Origin of the sequence: Eubacterium sp. LMAG:50 (assembly GCF_008680265.1) — a bacterium.
Taxonomy (GTDB): Bacteria; Bacillota; Clostridia; order Lachnospirales; family Lachnospiraceae; genus Eubacterium_U; species Eubacterium_U album.
The window spans coordinates 175,504-193,291 of the sequence record NZ_NALP01000005.1; the positions used below are offsets into that span (position 1 = coordinate 175,504).

At 33.1% G+C, this 17,788-nt stretch carries 16 protein-coding genes and 1 tRNA gene; 16 read left to right on the forward strand and 1 reads right to left on the reverse strand.

What is annotated here, in order from left to right; all coding sequences use genetic code 11:
- Positions 1-101: 101 nt before the first annotated feature.
- The 4 genes from CCC31_RS02210 to CCC31_RS02225 all read left to right on the forward strand — a co-directional run bounded on the left by CCC31_RS02210 (position 102) and on the right by CCC31_RS02225 (position 7,361).
- Positions 102-2,567, forward strand: coding sequence for an ATP-dependent Clp protease ATP-binding subunit (locus tag CCC31_RS02210; protein ID WP_290849263.1), 2,466 nt, complete (start codon positions 102-104; stop codon positions 2,565-2,567).
- 144 nt (positions 2,568-2,711) lie between these two features.
- Positions 2,712-3,125 (forward strand): endosialidase, encoded by a 414-nt coding sequence (locus CCC31_RS02215; protein WP_290849265.1) that lies wholly within the window; start codon positions 2,712-2,714, stop codon positions 3,123-3,125.
- Between the two features lie 469 nt (positions 3,126-3,594).
- A complete protein-coding gene (gene radA, locus CCC31_RS02220; protein WP_290849267.1) occupies positions 3,595-4,953 on the forward strand; it encodes a DNA repair protein RadA in 1,359 nt (452 codons plus the stop codon).
- 281 nt (positions 4,954-5,234) lie between these two features.
- Positions 5,235-7,361, forward strand: a complete 2,127-nt coding sequence (locus CCC31_RS02225) for a hypothetical protein (protein WP_290849269.1) — start codon at positions 5,235-5,237, stop codon at positions 7,359-7,361.
- Between the two features lie 223 nt (positions 7,362-7,584).
- Here CCC31_RS02225 and CCC31_RS02230 read toward each other — a convergent pair.
- A tRNA-Trp gene (locus CCC31_RS02230) sits at positions 7,585-7,655 on the reverse strand.
- Between the two features lie 532 nt (positions 7,656-8,187).
- Here CCC31_RS02230 and CCC31_RS02235 point away from each other — a divergent pair.
- From CCC31_RS02235 to CCC31_RS02290, 12 genes are all read left to right on the forward strand, one after another.
- A complete protein-coding gene (locus tag CCC31_RS02235; RefSeq protein ID WP_118565324.1) occupies positions 8,188-9,765 on the forward strand; it encodes a bifunctional GNAT family N-acetyltransferase/class I SAM-dependent methyltransferase in 1,578 nt (525 codons plus the stop codon).
- Between the two features lie 73 nt (positions 9,766-9,838).
- Complete coding sequence (locus tag CCC31_RS02240) at positions 9,839-10,048, forward strand: fibronectin type III domain-containing protein (RefSeq protein ID WP_117908793.1); 210 nt, start codon at positions 9,839-9,841, stop codon at positions 10,046-10,048.
- A 197-nt stretch (positions 10,049-10,245) separates the two neighbouring features.
- The gene (locus CCC31_RS02245; RefSeq protein WP_022089921.1) at positions 10,246-10,815 is read left to right on the forward strand and encodes a sigma-70 family RNA polymerase sigma factor; all 570 of its coding nucleotides are present in this window, start codon (positions 10,246-10,248) and stop codon (positions 10,813-10,815) included.
- Positions 10,808-11,068 (forward strand): hypothetical protein, encoded by a 261-nt coding sequence (locus CCC31_RS02250; RefSeq protein WP_022089920.1) that lies wholly within the window; start codon positions 10,808-10,810, stop codon positions 11,066-11,068. The genes CCC31_RS02245 and CCC31_RS02250 overlap by 8 nt, the downstream gene beginning before the upstream one ends.
- A 144-nt stretch (positions 11,069-11,212) precedes the next feature.
- Entirely contained in the window at positions 11,213-11,443 is a 231-nt protein-coding gene (acpP, locus tag CCC31_RS02255) for an acyl carrier protein (RefSeq protein ID WP_022089919.1), read from the forward strand.
- The gene (gene fabK, locus CCC31_RS02260; RefSeq protein ID WP_290849275.1) at positions 11,444-12,367 is read left to right on the forward strand and encodes an enoyl-[acyl-carrier-protein] reductase FabK; all 924 of its coding nucleotides are present in this window, start codon (positions 11,444-11,446) and stop codon (positions 12,365-12,367) included.
- Positions 12,368-12,457: 90 nt separating this feature from the next.
- On the forward strand, positions 12,458-13,384 hold the full coding sequence (gene fabD / locus CCC31_RS02265; protein WP_147585586.1) for an ACP S-malonyltransferase: 927 nt from the start codon (positions 12,458-12,460) through the stop codon (positions 13,382-13,384).
- The gene (gene fabG, locus CCC31_RS02270; protein WP_117908802.1) at positions 13,378-14,118 is read left to right on the forward strand and encodes a 3-oxoacyl-[acyl-carrier-protein] reductase; all 741 of its coding nucleotides are present in this window, start codon (positions 13,378-13,380) and stop codon (positions 14,116-14,118) included. The genes fabD and fabG overlap by 7 nt, the downstream gene beginning before the upstream one ends.
- The gene (gene fabF, locus CCC31_RS02275) at positions 14,115-15,350 is read left to right on the forward strand and encodes a beta-ketoacyl-ACP synthase II (protein ID WP_117908804.1); all 1,236 of its coding nucleotides are present in this window, start codon (positions 14,115-14,117) and stop codon (positions 15,348-15,350) included. Before fabG ends, fabF begins: the two co-directional genes overlap by 4 nt.
- A gap of 45 nt (positions 15,351-15,395) precedes the next feature.
- Positions 15,396-15,845 (forward strand): acetyl-CoA carboxylase biotin carboxyl carrier protein, encoded by a 450-nt coding sequence (gene accB, locus CCC31_RS02280; protein ID WP_022089914.1) that lies wholly within the window; start codon positions 15,396-15,398, stop codon positions 15,843-15,845.
- Positions 15,846-15,951: 106 nt separating this feature from the next.
- Positions 15,952-16,374 (forward strand): 3-hydroxyacyl-ACP dehydratase FabZ, encoded by a 423-nt coding sequence (gene fabZ, locus CCC31_RS02285; protein ID WP_022089913.1) that lies wholly within the window; start codon positions 15,952-15,954, stop codon positions 16,372-16,374.
- Positions 16,375-16,404: 30 nt separating this feature from the next.
- Positions 16,405-17,751: an acetyl-CoA carboxylase biotin carboxylase subunit gene (locus CCC31_RS02290; RefSeq protein ID WP_290849281.1), complete on the forward strand. Its 1,347-nt coding sequence runs from the start codon at positions 16,405-16,407 to the stop codon at positions 17,749-17,751.
- The last annotated feature ends 37 nt before the right edge of the window (positions 17,752-17,788 follow it).

A 17,788-nucleotide genomic window follows, 5' to 3' on the forward strand; every position in this document is an offset into this window, starting at 1 on the left:
TAATCACAGTTTTATTAAATTATTAAAATAATGATAATAAAGATATTTGCAAATAAATCACAAATGTCTGATACAATAAATACAGAATAGGAGGGAAAGCAATGGAGGACAAAAAATATACAAAACAGACTTTACAGGCTTTAGAATATGCAAAAGATATTGCTGTATATTTTGAGGCTGATTATATAGAAACAGAGCATCTTCTAGGTGGGCTTGCAAAGGTTACTGACGGTGTCGCTGCGAATATATTATACAATTATGAACTTGAAGCTCACGATATAATCAGGGCAATAGGCGAAGACATTACAGAGCAGGATATTTTAAAAACGAAGAGAAGAATTTCAAGAAATAATTTAAAATTTACATCCCGAAGTCAGGGAGTTTTAGATAGAGCAAAACTTGAAGCAGGAAGAATGGGAGTAAATGAAGTCGGTACAGAGCATGTTTTACTAGCAATAATTGCTGACTCAGAATGTCAGGCAAATAGAATGTTAACAAGTTTTGGTCTAAATTTAAAGAATTTATGCATAGATATTTTAAAACTTACAGATAGAGACCCTAATGAATTTAGAGCATATGTTAAGCAGGGAAGAAAAGAGCCGGTTAGAAGGTCAGATGTGCCTACATTAGAACAGTTTGGACGAGATTTAACAAGAGATGCACATGAAAAGAGATTAGACCCTGTAGTAGGAAGAGAAACAGAAATCCAGAGAGTTATACAGGTTTTAAGTAGAAGAACAAAGAACAACCCATGTCTTATAGGTGAACCGGGTGTAGGTAAGACAGCAATCATAGAAGCAATTGCACAGAAAATTGAAGCAGGTGAAGTTCCTGAAACAATGCTTGATAAGAGAATATTTATTCTTGATTTGACTAGCACAGTTGCCGGATCAAAATACAGAGGTGAATTTGAGGAAAGAATTAAGAGGATAATAAGTGAAGTTCAGGCAGCAGGCAATATTATTCTTTTTATTGATGAAATTCATACAATCATAGGGGCCGGAAGTGCAGAAGGCTCTATGGATGCTTCAAATATATTAAAGCCATCACTTGCAAGAGGTCAGATACAGATAATTGGAGCAACAACAATAAATGAATACAGAAAAAATATCGAAAAAGATGCAGCATTAGAAAGAAGATTTCAGCCTATAATGGTGGATGAACCATCAGTAGAAGATACAATTACAATTTTAAATGGTTTGAAAGAGACTTATGAAAAATATCATAACGTTGTAATCTCAGAAGAAGGAATTGATGCAGCAGCAAAATTATCTGAAAGATATATTAATGACAGATACCTTCCTGACAAGGCAATTGATTTAATTGATGAAGCATGTGCAAAGGCAAGACTTAAAGGAACACCAAAAACAAAAGCAGTTATTAATGCTGAAAACAATGTGGAACTTTACACAAATATGTTGGAAGACTCCATAAAGAAGGGTGACTTTAAGACGGGAAGCGAAGCTAAGATTAATTTAGACAAAGCAATGACTAAGTTAGATAAAGTTACTGAAAAATGGAACACAAATAAATATGAAAATAAACCTGTAATAGGTGAAAGTGAAATAGCGGAAGTTGTTTCAATGTGGACCAGAATTCCGGTAAGCAAATTAACAAAAGATGAGACAAAGCATTTGATTAAATTAGAGGAAGTTCTTCATAAGAGAGTGGTAGGTCAGGATGAAGCAGTAAAAGCTGTAGCCAAGGCTGTACGAAGAGGAAGAGTAGGATTGAAAGATCCAAACAGACCTATTGGTTCATTTTTGTTTTTAGGACCTACAGGTGTAGGAAAAACAGAATTGTCAAAAGCACTTGCAGAATCTGTATTTGGTTCAGAAGAAGCAATTATCAGGGTAGATATGTCTGAGTACATGGAAAAGCACAGCGTTTCTAAAATGGTAGGTTCACCTCCGGGATATGTAGGATATGATGAAGGTGGACAATTAAGCGAAAAAGTAAGAAGAAATCCATATTCAGTTATACTATTTGATGAAATTGAAAAAGCACATCCGGATGTATTTAACATATTACTTCAGGTACTTGACGATGGTCACATTACTGATTCTAAAGGAAGAAAAGTAAGCTTTAAAAATACAATTCTGATTATGACAAGTAATGCCGGTGCTTCAAGAATTATGGAACCTAAAAAATTAGGATTCAATTCAGAAGAAAATGAAAAACAGGATTATGAAAAAATGAAAGCAAATGTCATGGAAGATGTTAAACGAATTTTCAGACCTGAATTCATAAACAGAATTGATGATATTATTGTGTTCCACAGTCTTGGAAAGAATGAAGTAGGAAAGATTGTAAACATCATGCTTAACCAGTTTAAACACAGAGTAAAAGAGCAGATGGATATAGATATCAGATTTGCAGATTCTGCCAAAAAGTATATAACACAGGAAGGTTATGACAAGAAGTATGGGGCAAGACCACTTAGAAGAATGATTCAAAATAAAATTGAAGATACATTGTCAGATGAAATATTAAATGGAAATGTTACAAATGGAGACAGTATTACTATTTTAGTTAGAAATAAAGAGGTTATTATTCTAAAGAAATAATTGAACGAATAGTGATAAATTTGTAATAAAAATTTAATAAATTATATACGACTTTTGGAAGAAAAAAACGGACAAGTATGTTATAATGAAAAAAACACTAGGACGCCTGACGGAATTAACGGGCGAAAATAACAGGAGGATAAGATGGCAGTAGTAAGCGAATTGATTAGAAAAGAAAGCGATGGTTCTATTAGCTTTGGTGATTATACATTAGATAAGAAGACAAAGCTTGCAGATTTTGAAGTTGCAGGTGATATGTACAAAGTAAAGACTTTCAATGAGATTACTAAATTAGAAAGAAACGGAATGTTTGTATATGAATCAACACCGGGAACAGCAGTAAATGCATTCAAAGCAACAGCTGATGAAGTAAGTTTCTTTGTTGAAGGATTAGGACAGACTCAGATAACACTTGAATTAACAGCAGAAAAAGAATATGAAGTTTTCATCAGCAATAAAGCAGTTGGAAAGATGAAAACTAACTTAGGTGGAAAGCTTACAATTAGTGTAGATGCTGATAAAGAAGCTGTAACACACGTAAAAGTTGTAGCAATTTAATAATCAATAAGCACAATAATAAAATAAAAATAAACTAAAAAAGTGTCAAACAACATGACACTTTTTTTGTTATACGCAATGAGCCAAATACTATCTGCTTTTTGCTTGCAAAAAAAGCAGATAGTATTTGGCGAATGCATAATCACTGAGAAGAAGCGAAGCGGATTCGAAGTGATTACATGGCGGAGCCATGGGTATAACAAAAAAAGATAAAGAGTAAGAGTTGGCGAATGCATAATCACTGAGAAGAAGCGAGAGTTTTAAAGCCCGGAAGGTGAAGCAGGATAAATTTGAATAAAGAGCATTTGCCGCCGTCGGTTCAAATCTTTCGCCATATTCTGACAGAAACCAATGGTTTCGAAGTCAGAATGTGGCGGAAGATTTAGAACCGCTACGAGCGGCAAGCAGCGCGAGCGTACTTTAGTCAAAATTATCCTGCTTCACCCCCGGGGAATGAAAAAGGAGAAATATGGCAAAAGGAAAGACAACAGCATTTTTTTGCAAAGAATGCGGATATGAAACAAGCAAATGGTTAGGACAATGTCCGGGATGTAAAGAATGGAACACATTTGTAGAAGAATTAGTCACAAAGAAAACAAAGGGACTTACGGGAAGAAATATACTTGAAAGTAAACCGGTAGCAATAAATGAAGTTGATGCAGCAGATGAAGAAAGAATTTCAACAGGATTTTCTGAATTAGACAGAGTGTTAGGTGGGGGTATTGTGCCTGGAGGAATGGTACTTGTAGGTGGAGATCCGGGTATTGGAAAATCAACGTTATTGTTGCAGGTATGCAGAAACCTGTCAAATGATGGAAAAAAAGTGCTTTATATATCAGGTGAAGAATCAGTTAAGCAAATAAAATTAAGAGCAAACAGAATAGGAAAATTTAATGACAAAATGCTTCTTTTGTGCGAAACAAGTCTTGATACCATAGAAGAACAGATAAAAGTATGTAATCCGGATATTGTTGTTATTGATTCGATTCAGACAATGTATCGTGAAGAAGTAGGTTCGGCACCGGGAAGTGTAAGTCAGGTAAGAGAATCTACAAACGCTCTCATGCAGGTCGCAAAGGGAAGTACAATTCCAATGTTTATAGTAGGTCATGTAACAAAAGAGGGGGTTGTGGCAGGACCAAGAGTGTTAGAGCATATGGTAGATACAGTTCTTTATTTTGAAGGAGACAGACATGCTGCTTACAGAATTATAAGAGGTGTAAAGAATAGATATGGTTCTACAAATGAAATAGGAGTATTTGAAATGAGAAGCGAAGGATTAGAGCAGATACTTAATCCTTCAGAATTTATGCTTGAGGGAAGACCTACAGATGCTTCGGGTTCAGTTGTAGCCTGCCTCATGGAGGGAACACGCCCTATTTTAGTGGAAATACAGGCACTTCTAACAAGAAGCAATTTTGGTATGCCGAGAAGAACTGCGGTGGGAACTGATTATAACAGAGTAAATCTTTTGATGGCAGTTTTAGAAAAAAGAATTGGAATTCAAATGGGAGACTTCGATGCTTATGTAAACGTTGCAGGCGGAATGAAAATATCAGAACCCGGTCTTGATTTAGCGCTTGTAATTGCCATGCTTTCAAGTTACAAAAACAGAGTTATTGAGGCAGATACAATATTTTTTGGCGAGGTAGGTCTGGCAGGTGAAATAAGAGCAGTTGCAATGACAGATCAAAGAGTTGCTGAGGCAAAAAAATTAGGATTTAAACGCTGTGTTCTTCCAAAGGTATCAATGGATAGCTTAAAAGATACTAGTGGAATAGAATTAATAGGCATTAGTAATGTAAAAGAAGCACAGGATTTAGTTTGAAGTAACTAAAAGAGTTAATAAGGCAAAATTTATAGAATAAAAGTTAAAATTACAAATTAGCAATATATACGATAGAAATTAATAATTAATTTTGAATAAGATAATAATTAATTGTTAAATAATAATATTAGTAAATTGCACTCGGAATTTTAATACAATAAAGTTGAGAAATGTCACATATTAATGTATAATATTTTGTGCGGTTCTAAATAATATGTACATTATGCATTAAATTTGTGAACTTATAAAGTAACAAAACAGATAAATGAAGGGAGAGTACAATGAGACAAAATGTAAAACGAACAATTGCATTTGCTGAAACTGTAGCAATGATTGCAACATTGACAGTAGGAATTACATTTGGCAACGCAACACAAGTAAAGGCGGATATAACATCCAGAACAAATAATATTCATATTGATACTTCAATTCCAATTTCGTCTCAGGGTGAAACAGTAGGTTATGAATTTACAGTTGAAAAAGATGGGTACTATATGTTGTACACACAGGGAGAGGATGATACATACGGAACTTTGTATGTAAAGGAAGGAACAACTTGGAAAGAACTTATCCATGATGATGATGGTGATGACGGCGATTCAAACAACTTTCTTTTAACAGCTACATTATATAAGGATAAAGAATATAAGATAGATGTTAGAGAATATGATAATAACAATTTTAGCACAGAATTATTTGCAACAGAATATACACCAATAATTAATGGGGTAAATTGTAGTTCTAATGTATATGCCAGGGTAGGTGATACAGTTGAATTGAAAACATATGCTGAAGATCAATATGGAAATTATATTGAGGATTTAGGAGATCTTGGAATAACATATAGATGGTATATGGAAGATGATGAGACAAGTAAAATTGACGAGTTAGGTACCGGAAGTTCTTATACAGTTAACAACGTAACGGAGCATATATTTAATGAAGTTACATACAAAGTTGATTGGCGTTATGGCGAATATAATGATACGCTTGAGTTTTATATATATGATATAGAATATTCTTATAAAATTAACTCAGATAATAGTGGCAATATATACGCAAGCCAGGGAGAATCTGTTTCATTAAATATTAAAGTTGAAAATTATAAAAAAGAAGAAGTTGACCCGGATGAAGAGGGAATTACTTGTACTTGGTATAAATGTAATGATGATGAAAGAAAAGAAATAGGAAAAGGAAAAAGCTATACAATTGATAGCGTTGAACAAAATGATTTATATGATGAAGATTCAAATATAAGATATCGTTGTATAATCAAAAAAAATGATAAATTTATTGATGCAACTACATTTTATATTTACGACAGAGTTTATGCATATGAAACACAGAGTATATGGATAAGAACAATGGCAGGACAGAGTTGTATACTTGAAGCTAATGTTGCTAATGCAGAAACATATAATGAAGTTAATCCTGCAAATGAAGGAATAACTGTAAAATGGTATAAGTATACAGGAAAGAGATATTATGATAGTGGCAATGACGATTATTATTATGAATATGGTGATCCTGTGGAAGTTTCTTCAGATGGATTTATTTTATTAAACAATTTATCTGAAAAAGATTTTTATAGAAATGGCGATACAAGTACATATTGGACATATGCAATCTATAAAAACGGGAAAAAGATAGATGAATCAGATGCACATATTAGTAAAGAAGATGCTGATTTTTCAGGTGTTACTGAAATGAAAGTTGTATATGCAAATGAAGGAAGTTCAGCGACACTTGTTCCGGACGTTTACGAAAATGGAACAAAAGTATCATTTAATAAAAATTATATATGTGAATGGTCAAATGAAAAGGATGAAAATCTTGGAACAAAATTAGTTTATGACATAAGTAATGTAACAGCAACTAATATTTATTCATATCAGAATCCTGTTTCCTATTATTGTGATGTTTATAAGGTAAGTTATGATGGAGATGGAGAGTATAGAGAGCGTATTGGATATACAAGATTTATTATTGTTAGAGGTAACTCACAGATAAATCAGCCAAATCAACCGAACCAATCAGGTCAGCCAACAACATTACCGGGACAGAATAATGTAACAACACCGACAACAAACAATACAGTAGGCAATGCAGCAAAAGATACAACAATTAAAGAGACAGTTAAAGGAAATGTTTTAAAAGCCGGTAAAGAAAGTATAAAGATTTCTATTAAGAAAATCGCAAAAGCAAAAGGATATCAGGTACAGGTTTCTACTTCAAAGAAATTTAAAAAGAAAGTAACAATTACTAAATTAACAAAGAAAAATAGCATTGTTATTAAGAAATTAAAGAAAAAGAAACAGTATTTTGTAAGAACAAGATCATATACAATTGTTAAAAAGAAAAAGAAATTTGGTAAATGGTCAAAAGTAAAAGCTATTAAAACAAAATAGAAAAATGTTTATAAAGTAGTGTCGGTATAAAAGAAAATAATTAAATTTATTTTCGGAAATATATTAATGCCAATACGGCAAGCTGAATTATAAACTTATAAAATGAAACCTTCAGTGTCATTTGAGCACTGAAGGTTTTTTACAAGGTGTTGTTTATGAAATTAAATTTAAATAAGTTTATGTAAAAATAAAAAATCGTGTTAAAAACACGATTTTTTTATAACAGGGGTGGAAGGAATCGAACCCTCCTCTGGAGTTTTGGAGACTCTTATTCTACCGATGAACTACACCCCTAAAGGTTGCTGTGCGTTAAGCACTTGATATTTATATCACAAATAGAGAATATTGTCAAACAAAATATTAATAAAAGTGTTTTTATTAATTTGAATAAAAAAATAACACCTGCCTATAAAATAAAGGGTTGCATAATAAAAACAGTTCAATTACAATGAGAAAGAAGAAAGAAGTCGTTAAATTCCTAATATAATTATATCAAATACCTTCATATTTTATTAGAGACCCCAATCAATTAACGAACTTCTTTAAAATAATGAGCGTTTGCAATCGAAAGATTTGTGAATGCTCATTTTCTTTTGGCGTTATTTATACATATTATTTATTTAAATTATTGAGATTATATATTGTAAAATGAAAGATTAGATAATGAATGTTTTCTGTTTATATTATTACTTATGTCTAAAAATTTTTACGTGAAGTTTATTTAAATAAAAGATTAGATAATACTAATATTTATTATTATATTCTATGGAAAGAAAGTGCCAAATTTGATATTATATACATAGAGACTTTTAAGGAGAGAAAAGGAATGTACGATACTGTAGCATATATATACAAGGATTATCGAATTGAATTTAAAGAAGAAGGGTATCATGTGTACGGAGAGGCTTTTTATCCGGGAGAAGTTTTGCCGGTTGGAACAATTACAGGACATTCATATAACTCTAAAGACGAAAATGATATTTCACATATGAAAGACAATTCACTTCATATTGATATGCTTATTGTAAGTGAAAAGCATAATGGAAAAGGGGTAGGTTCAACCCTTATGAAGATGATGATGTTGTATGTTGAAAAAAGAAAATTTAAACATGTTACTACGAATCCAACTCCGATAGATGGGAGAACTACAAAGCAGTTGGAAAAATTTTATCATAAATTTCATTTTAGCACAGGTATTATGATAAAACGAATTGAATTTGTAGATGACAAGGATATGTTTGAGTTAGATAGTGACGAGAATAGCGAGGAAGAATTCGAGACTCAGAAGATAAAAAATATTAACCACGATGTAGAAAAAGCCGTAAGTTCACAGAAGTCCGGCAGTTATCAGGAGGAAGAAGTTATTGAAGGACTTCAGCCTGTTGAAAAAATTGAACTTAAAGAAAATATACAGGCAGCGCTTAGAGTATTAGACGAGGAAGCTCATAAAATAGAAATGAAAAAAGTTATGCTTGAAGAGATATCTAATGCGAACGGAATAGAAGAATCTTTATATGAGTTAGAACAGGATGTTGAATTAAAACAAGAAGCTACTAATAAAAGAACGGCTTCTGATAATGTTAAAATATCTTTAAAACAAGATGACAATAAGAAAAAACAGAAACTAAAGACTGAATGCAAGATAAGCGATAAATTGGAAGATGATTTTACTAAAGAGGGAAAAGACGATTATGCAGAGCATTTAAAAGAAAAAACGGGCTCAGAGGAAAAGGCAGCTTCACAAGTTAACCATATTCCGAATTCTTACAATATTGGTATATTGACAACGATCTATTATGTAGAGGAAAGATTGCCAAAGAAGAGCGATATTCTTGATATAAGCTCAAGATTTGTAGCAAAGAAAGCTTATTTTGAACAGAAAGGTCACAAAGTTACTTCTGTTAATTCCATAGATTTAACAGAATTTAATGATGAGAGTTTTGATGTTGTACTTGCAGTTGAACCTATGGATAAATTAAAGACAAAAGAAGAACAGGTGTCATTTCTTAAAGAAGCATACAGAGTGTGTAAAGTAGGCGGAAGAGTTTTCGTTTCATTTACTTCTAATGATATGATGCTTGCAAATGAAATTTTAAATTACGATCCTGATTTTCTTAAATCTGAAAATGTAGACAAGAAAACAATGAAGATTCTTCATGGAAGTAAAACTACATTTACCATAGATGAGATGGAAGATGTAATTCATTCAAGCGGAATGGAATTTACAAATAGATTTGCCATGGATGGAATAGGTTCTATGATGACTGAACAAATTGATGCAATGAATGATAGTCAGTTTAATAAATGGATGAGTTATCATTTATATGCGTGTGAGAAAGAACATGGAATAGGATACAGTTCATCAATTGTTTATATAATTAAGAAGATAGACTTAAGTGTTTAGAATAATTAAGAAAAAGAACTTAACTAAAGATGAGAAAAATAGACTTAAATTTTTACAACAAAAATGAATTTAAGTGATTAGAATCATCGAGGTAAAAGTATCAACATCAAAGAAATTTGCTAAAAAGACAACAAAAACAGTAGATGCAAAGAAGTTATCTGTTACAGTTAAGAAGTTACAACCAAATAAAAAATATTTTGCAAAAGTAAGAGCGTATGTTATCGTTAATGGAACAAAAGTATATGGCAAATATTCAAAGGCTGTAAAGATTAAGTTAAAGTAAGACTTGAAAAATAAGTTGTATTGAAAACTAAATTGTAAATGTAAAATATTATATTTCAAGAGCTGTCGTATTTATGCGGCAGCTTTTTTTTAACCAAATTCAATCTAATTCAAAAAAATAGAGATTTTTTTGCAAGATTATGATAAAAATAGTGTATAAGTTAATGTACGTACAAAATCCTTAAGGAGAACAAAGAAGTGACAGATGAAAGAATTTTAAAGTTGCTGATAAATAAAGACGAAAAAGCTCTTTATAAATTATCGGGAAAATATGACAAGTTACTTAGTTACATTATTTCAAATATTGTGGGAAACAGACCGGAAGATGTAGAAGAATGCCTGAATGATACTTATTTTAAGGTATGGAAAAATGCACATAAAATCGATTTAAAAAAAGCATCACTTAAGACATATTTGAAATATGTAGCAAGAAATACTGCGATTAACAGAATAAGAGATTTAAGCAAAGATGAAATAATGCTTGAACATGGGGACGCGGAAGAAATGCTTAAAAATTATGTTTCCATAAGCAAAGGACCTGAAGACAGGGCAATGATTGAAGAAGATGTAAATTTGCTTAAAAATATATTAGATGATTTAAAACCAAGAGAAAAAGAATTGGTTATTAGAAAATATTTTTACATACAGAGTTCCAAAGTGATAGCGCAGGAAATGAATATGGAAGTTACGACGGTAGATTCATATTTATCAAGGCTTAGAAAGAAAATGAAAAAGGAATTCCAGAGGAGAGAAGAAAGTTATGAGTAATCCAATAATTGAAAATGCGATTTTTGAAAGCAAGTTAATTGATTTATTTAGTAAAATAGATATAAGTGAAGTTGAAACAGATTATCCGGACGAAGATATTGAAAAGTTGAAATTTGAAGAAACACTATTTGAAAAATGGTGGAATAATAAAAAAGTAAGAAGAGTTACTGAAGTGGGTGTGCTTGCAGCATCCCTTACAACAGGAATAATTGTTGCAATCAGAGTTATCCACAAAAAGCGAAAGGCTGCATAACAGTGAATCAATAAGATATTAAAAAAATTAAAAAAATAAAAAAAATAAAATTTTGCAAAAAAATTGCAAGGTTTTATTTTTTTTTGTGTATAAGTATATGTCCGCGTTAAAAAAGTGGAACAAAAAGAAAAGAGGAATTAAAAAATGGTAGAAAAGATTATTGAATTAGCAAAAGAAAATTTAAGTATTGATGGAGAAATTACAGCAACAAGTTCTTTCAAAGAAGATTTGGAAGTAGATTCATTAGACTTAATGGAATTAGTTATGGCATTAGAAGATGAATTTAATGTAGAAATTCCATCAGAAGAATTACAGAATATCAAGACAGTTCAGGATGTTGCTGACTATTTAACATCAAAAGGCGTGGAGGCATAAATGAAAACAAGAATAACAGAATTGCTTAAAATTAAGCATCCTATTATTCAGGGAGGTATGGCATGGGTAGCTGACCATCATTTGGCAGCTGCTGTGTCAAATGCCGGAGGACTTGGAATTATAGGTGCGGCAAATGCTCCAGCAGAAGTAGTTAGAGAGGAAATAAGAAAGACAAGAGAATTAACAGATAAGCCTTTTGGGGTAAATGTAATGCTTCTTAGTCCATCAGCAGATGAAGTTGCAAAAGTAGTTGTTGAAGAAAAAGTTCCCGTAGTTACAACAGGTGCAGGAAATCCTGAAAAATATATGGAAATGTGGAAAGAAGCAGGAATAACTGTTATTCCGGTTATTGCTTCTGTAGCGATGGCAAGAAGATTAGAAAGAACCGGAGTTGACGCGGTTATCGCAGAAGGATGTGAATCAGGCGGCCATATTGGTGAATCAACTTCAATGACTTTAATACCACAGGTAGCTGATGCGATAGAAATTCCTGTAATTGGAGCAGGTGGCGTAGGCGATGGAAGAGGCATGGCAGCAATGTTTATGTTAGGTGCTGAAGGAATTCAGGCAGGTACATGTTTCTTAGTGGCAAAAGAAACAAATATTCATGAAAATTATAAAAATAAAGTTTTAAAGGCAAAAGATATTGACTCGGTTGTAACAGGAAGAAGCCATGGACATCCGGCACGTTCATTAAGAAATAATATGACAAGACAATATGTAAAAATGGAAAATGAAGGTGCAGGATTTGAAGAATTAGAATATCTCACATTAGGCTCGCTTAGAAAGGCAGTGCAAGATGGAGATACACAGAATGGCTCTTTTATGGCAGGACAGATAGCAGGACTTATACACGAAACGAAAAGCTGCAAAGAAATAATTGAAGAAATGGAAAATCAGGCAGAAAAACTTTTGAAATTATAAAAAATTAATTGAAATTTTTTGAACAAAAAAATAAAAGTAAGTGTGTATCAAATAAAAAACATGAATTATAACTCAAAGTTAGGAGGAAACATGGGAAAGACGGCATTTATTTTTCCGGGACAAGGTGCTCAGTATTTTGGAATGGGAAAAGATTTTTTTGATAAATATGAAGATAGTAAAAAATATTTTGAAGAAGCATCTAAGATTCTTGGATTTGATATGGAAAAGATGTGCTTTGAAGAAAATGAAGATTTAAACAATACACAGTATACACAGGCAGCAATGTTTACAGTATGCGCAGCAATTTTACAACAGATTGAAAAAACAGGAGTAAAGCCTGACGTGTGTGCAGGATTAAGTCTTGGAGAATATGCAGCCCTTTATTCATGCGGAACAATTACATTTGAGGATGCGGTTTATCTCCTAAGAAAAAGAGGAATGTTTATGGATGAAGAAGTTCCGGATGGTAAAGGAACAATGGCAGCAGTGCTTGGAATGGATGCAGATAAAATTGATGATATTTGCAAAAATACAGAAGGAGAAGTGGCAGTTGCAAATTATAATTGTCCGGGTCAGATTGTTATAACAGGTGAAACTGATGCAGTAGAGAGAGCTTCAAAAACTTTAGCGGAAAATGGAGCAAAGAGAGTTTTGCCACTTAAGGTAAGCGGACCATTTCACTCTGCCATGCTAAAAGGGGCAGGAGATAAGCTGGAAAAAGAATTGAAAAATGTTGAGTTTAAAGAACTTAAAATGCCGTATGTGGCAAATTGTAATGCAAGTTACATATATGATAATTCACAAATAAAAGAACTTCTAAAAAAACAGATTTCATCACCTGTAAAATTTATGCAGAGTGTTGAAAAAATGATAGATGATGGAGTTGATACATTTGTTGAAATAGGACCGGGGAAAACACTTTCTAAATTTGTTAAAAAAATCAATAAAGATGTAACGGTAATAAATATTGAAAAAGTGGATGATTTAGAAAAACTGAAAGGATTAGAAATATGTTAAGTAATAAAGTAGCAATTGTTACAGGAGCTTCCAGAGGAATAGGCGCTAAGGTGGCAAAGACATTTGCTGAAAATAACGCAGTTGTAATAGTAAATTATGCAGGCTCTAAGGAAAAGGCAGAAAATGTTGTTGACGAAATTATTAAATCAGGGGGAAAAGCAGAAGCTTATAAATGCAATGTAGCCTCATTTGATGAAGTAAAAGAAATGATGGAATATGTTGTAAAAACTTATGGAAGAATAGACATTCTTGTAAACAATGCAGGGATTACAAAAGATAATCTTTTGCTCAGAATGTCAGAACAGGAATTTGACGATGTAATAGATGTTAATTTAAAAGGAACATTTAATTGTATGAAAAATGTAACAAGACAAATGATGCGACAAAAAAACGGAAGAATAATTAACATGTCTTCAGTAGTTGGAGTTCATGGAAATGCAGGACAATTAAATTACAGTGCTTCAAAAGCAGGAATAATAGGAATGACTAAATCGCTTGCAAAAGAAATGGCTTCCAGAAATATAACTGTAAATGCAATTGCACCCGGATTTATTGAAACTGATATGACGGGTCAGCTGGATGAAAATGTGAAGAAACAGATTTTATCAGGAATTCCGGCTAATTGTCTTGGTAATGTAAATGATATTGCACAGACGGCGTTGTTTTTGGCATCTGATGGAGCAAGATATATTACAGGACAGGTTATCGGAGTAGATGGAGGTATGGGAATTTGAAACGAAGAGTAGTAGTAACCGGATTAGGAATAATATCACCAATTGGTAATGACATAGATACATTTTGGGAAAATGTGAAAAAAGGAACAGTAGGAATCGGAGAGATAACAAAATTTGATACTACGGATTTTAAGGTAAAACTTGCAGCAGAAGTTAAAGATTTTGATGCTACAAAATATATGGATAAGCGCGAAGCAAGAAGAATGGAATTGTTTTCTCAGTATGCAGTAGCAGCGGCAAAACAGGCAGTTGAAGATTCAGGGCTTGATTTGGAAAAAACAGATAAAAACAGAATGGGTGTTTCTATAGGCTCAGGAGTTGGAAGCTTGCAGGCGATGGAAAGAGAACATAAAAAGTTACTTGAAAAAGGACCGGGAAGAATTAGCCCGATGTTAGTTCCGATGATGATTACAAATATGGCAGCAGGAAATGTGGCAATTCAGTTTGGCTGTAAAGGCAAGTGTTTAAACATCGTAACTGCATGTGCAACAGGAACACATTCGATAGGAGAAGCATTCAGATACATTCAGTATGGTGATGCAGATATTATGCTTGCAGGTGGAACGGAAGCATCAGTTTGCCCAATAGGAGTGGGCGGATTTTCAGCACTTACAGCACTTTCAACACAGGAAAATCCTTTAAGAGCTTCAATCCCATTTGACAAAGAAAGAAGTGGATTTGTTATGGGTGAGGGTGCAGGAGTTGTTGTATTAGAAGAATACGAGCATGCAATAAAGCGCGGAGCAAAGATATATGGTGAAGTTGCAGGATATGGAGCAACATGTGATGCATTTCACATTACATCACCTGCCGAAGATGGTGAAGGTGCAGCAAGGGCAATGATGCTTGCTATGGAAGATGGAAATGTGAAACCTGAACAGGTTGAGTATATAAATGCACATGGAACAAGCACACATCATAATGATTTATTTGAAACAATGGCAATTAAAAAAGCATTTGGTGATAAAGCATATGATTTAAATGTAAATTCAACAAAGTCGATGGTAGGTCATATGTTAGGTGCAGCAGGGGCTGTGGAATTTATCGTATGTATCAAATCGGTTATGGAAGATTACATCCATAAAACAGCAGGCTTTAAAGTAAAAGATGAAGAATTGGATTTAAATTATACACCTGAGGCTGTTAATAGAAAAGTAAATTATGCCATAAGTAATTCATTAGGTTTTGGTGGACATAACGGCAGCATAATGGTTAAAAAATTTGAAGCATAATAGTTGAAAAAAATAAATGATTATGATTATGAAAAGGAAATTAAAATGAATTATGAGCAAATAGAAAAGCTGATAGATAAGGTTAATAAATCAAAAATAACAGAATTATCAGTTGAAGAAGGAAATTTTAAATTAAATATAAAGGCAGAACAGAGCGTGGCAATGGCAGCTTTAACAGTTCCCGGCAATTTGCCTGATGCAAATGTAGAAACTATTAGAACTGTGGGCGTGAATGAAAATGAAGGACAAAGTGATGATTTAGAAGAAATAAAAAGTCCTTTGGTTGGAACGTTTTATGCGGCAAGAGCTGAGGGGGAAGAACCGTTTATTAAGGTGGGAGACAAAATAAAAAAAGGTCAGACAATAGGAATCATTGAAGCCATGAAACTAATGAATGAAATTAGTGCAACATGTGATGGCGTAGTTGAAGAGATTCTGGTTGAAAATGAAGATTTAGTAGAGTATGGACAGGTAATCGTAAAAGTTAGCAAATAAGAAACTGTATTAATTAGAAGATTAGAAAAGTGAAGAATCGCTTTATAGAAATAATGAATCTTAAATGCTAAAAAAGTTGCGCATTTGCAACAGAATGGAGATTAATATGTTAAACACAAAGGAAATAATGGATATAATTCCTCACAGACAGCCGTTTTTACTTGTAGACAGAATAGAAGAAATGGAAGTAGGAAAGAGAGCAGTAGGAATTAAATGTGTAAGCTATAATGAACCGTTTTTTGCAGGACATTTTCCGGATCAGCCTGTAATGCCGGGAGTGCTTATTATTGAAGCAATGGCACAGGTAGGAGCTGTCAGTTTATTATCAGACGATAAATATAAAGGAAAAACTCCTTTATTTGGTGGAATTAAAAACGCTAAATTTAGAAGAAAAGTTGTTCCGGGAGATGTGCTTAGAATGGAAGTGGAAATGACTAGAGTGCGTGGACCACTTGGTATAGGTGAAGGAAAAGCGTATGTAGATGGAGAGCTTTGCGCACAGGCAGAACTTGTATTTGCAATACAGTGAAAATGTTGTTAGTCGAAAAGGAGAAAGTAGATGTTTGAAAAAATTCTAGTAGCAAATCGAGGCGAAATCGCTGTTCGAATAATAAGAGCTTGTAGAGAAATGGGAATTCAAACAGTGGCAGTTTGCTCAGAAGTAGATAAAGATGCACTTCATGCACAACTTGCGGATGAATGTGTGTGTATTGGTTCTTATAAATCAAAAGATAGTTATTTAAATATAGAAAAAATATTAAGTGCAGCAATTGCTACAAAGGCAGATGCGATACATCCTGGATTTGGTTTTTTATCAGAAAACAGCAAATTTGCAAAAATATGTAATGAATGCAATATAGAATTTATCGGGCCTTCAGTAGAAAGTATGATAAATATGGGAAATAAATCTATAGCAAGACAAACTATGATTAAAGCAGGAGTACCTGTAGTTCCGGGAACAAATGAGCCTCTTACAGATGCTTATCAGGGAAAGAAAATAGCTGACGAAATAGGTTATCCGGTAATAGTAAAGGCAGTTTCCGGCGGTGGCGGAAAAGGTATGAGGGAAGTAAAAAAAAGCGAAGATTTTGTAGAATTATTTGAAACTGCAAAAAAAGAAACAGAAATTGCCTTTGGTGATGACCAGATGTATATAGAAAAATTTGTGGAAAATGCAAGACATATCGAATTTCAGATTATAGGGGACAAATTTGGAAATGTATTACAACTAGGAGAGCGAGATTGCAGTATTCAAAGAAGACATCAGAAGTTAGTTGAAGAAACTCCTTCGGTTGTTTTAAAAGAAGAAGTAAGAAAGAAAATGGGAGAAGCGGCAATTAAAGCCGCAAAGGCTGCAAAATATTACAGTGCAGGAACAATAGAATTTTTGCTTGATAAAGATGGTGAACATTTTTATTTCATGGAAATGAATACAAGAATTCAGGTAGAACATCCTGTGACAGAAATGGTGACAGGAATTGATTTGATAAAAGAAATGATAATGGTAGCAGCAGGTGAAAAACTTACAATGACACAGAACGATGTAAAACATTCGGGATGTGCAATAGAGTGTAGAATAAATGCAGAAGACCCTGACAATCATTTTATCCCATGCCCGGGTACTGTAAATGAACTACATTTCCCGGGAGGAAATGGAATACGGGTAGATTCCGCATTGTTTCAAGGGTACAAAATTCCTTCGTGCTACGACTCGATGGTGGCAAAAATAATAGTTCACGGCCACGACAGAAAAGAGGCCATTGAGAAAATGAGAAGTGCGCTAGGGGAAGTTGTAATTGATGGGATAAAAACGAATTTAGATATGCAGTATGAAATTATTAATTCAAATGAATTTGCCAAAGGGAATGCACTGGAAATCAACAGACGTTTGGAGGATAGAGGCTAAAAATCATTGCAATGAATAGTCATGTGCTAAAGACAAT

Excerpts from the sequence above, each read along its gene's own strand:
- CCC31_RS02210 (WP_290849263.1), top strand. The coding sequence starts at position 102 with ATGGAGGACAAAAAATATACAAAACAGACTTTACAGGCTTTAGAATAT.
- CCC31_RS02215 (WP_290849265.1), top strand. The coding sequence starts at position 2,712 with ATGGCAGTAGTAAGCGAATTGATTAGAAAAGAAAGCGATGGTTCTATT.
- radA (WP_290849267.1), top strand. The coding sequence starts at position 3,595 with ATGGCAAAAGGAAAGACAACAGCATTTTTTTGCAAAGAATGCGGATAT.
- CCC31_RS02225 (WP_290849269.1), top strand. The coding sequence starts at position 5,235 with ATGAGACAAAATGTAAAACGAACAATTGCATTTGCTGAAACTGTAGCA.
- CCC31_RS02235 (WP_118565324.1), top strand. The coding sequence starts at position 8,188 with ATGTACGATACTGTAGCATATATATACAAGGATTATCGAATTGAATTT.
- CCC31_RS02250 (WP_022089920.1), top strand. The coding sequence starts at position 10,808 with ATGAGTAATCCAATAATTGAAAATGCGATTTTTGAAAGCAAGTTAATT.
- acpP (WP_022089919.1), top strand. The coding sequence starts at position 11,213 with ATGGTAGAAAAGATTATTGAATTAGCAAAAGAAAATTTAAGTATTGAT.
- fabK (WP_290849275.1), top strand. The coding sequence starts at position 11,444 with ATGAAAACAAGAATAACAGAATTGCTTAAAATTAAGCATCCTATTATT.
- fabD (WP_147585586.1), top strand. The coding sequence starts at position 12,458 with ATGGGAAAGACGGCATTTATTTTTCCGGGACAAGGTGCTCAGTATTTT.
- fabG (WP_117908802.1), top strand. The coding sequence starts at position 13,378 with ATGTTAAGTAATAAAGTAGCAATTGTTACAGGAGCTTCCAGAGGAATA.
- accB (WP_022089914.1), top strand. The coding sequence starts at position 15,396 with ATGAATTATGAGCAAATAGAAAAGCTGATAGATAAGGTTAATAAATCA.
- fabZ (WP_022089913.1), top strand. The coding sequence starts at position 15,952 with ATGTTAAACACAAAGGAAATAATGGATATAATTCCTCACAGACAGCCG.
- CCC31_RS02290 (WP_290849281.1), top strand. The coding sequence starts at position 16,405 with ATGTTTGAAAAAATTCTAGTAGCAAATCGAGGCGAAATCGCTGTTCGA.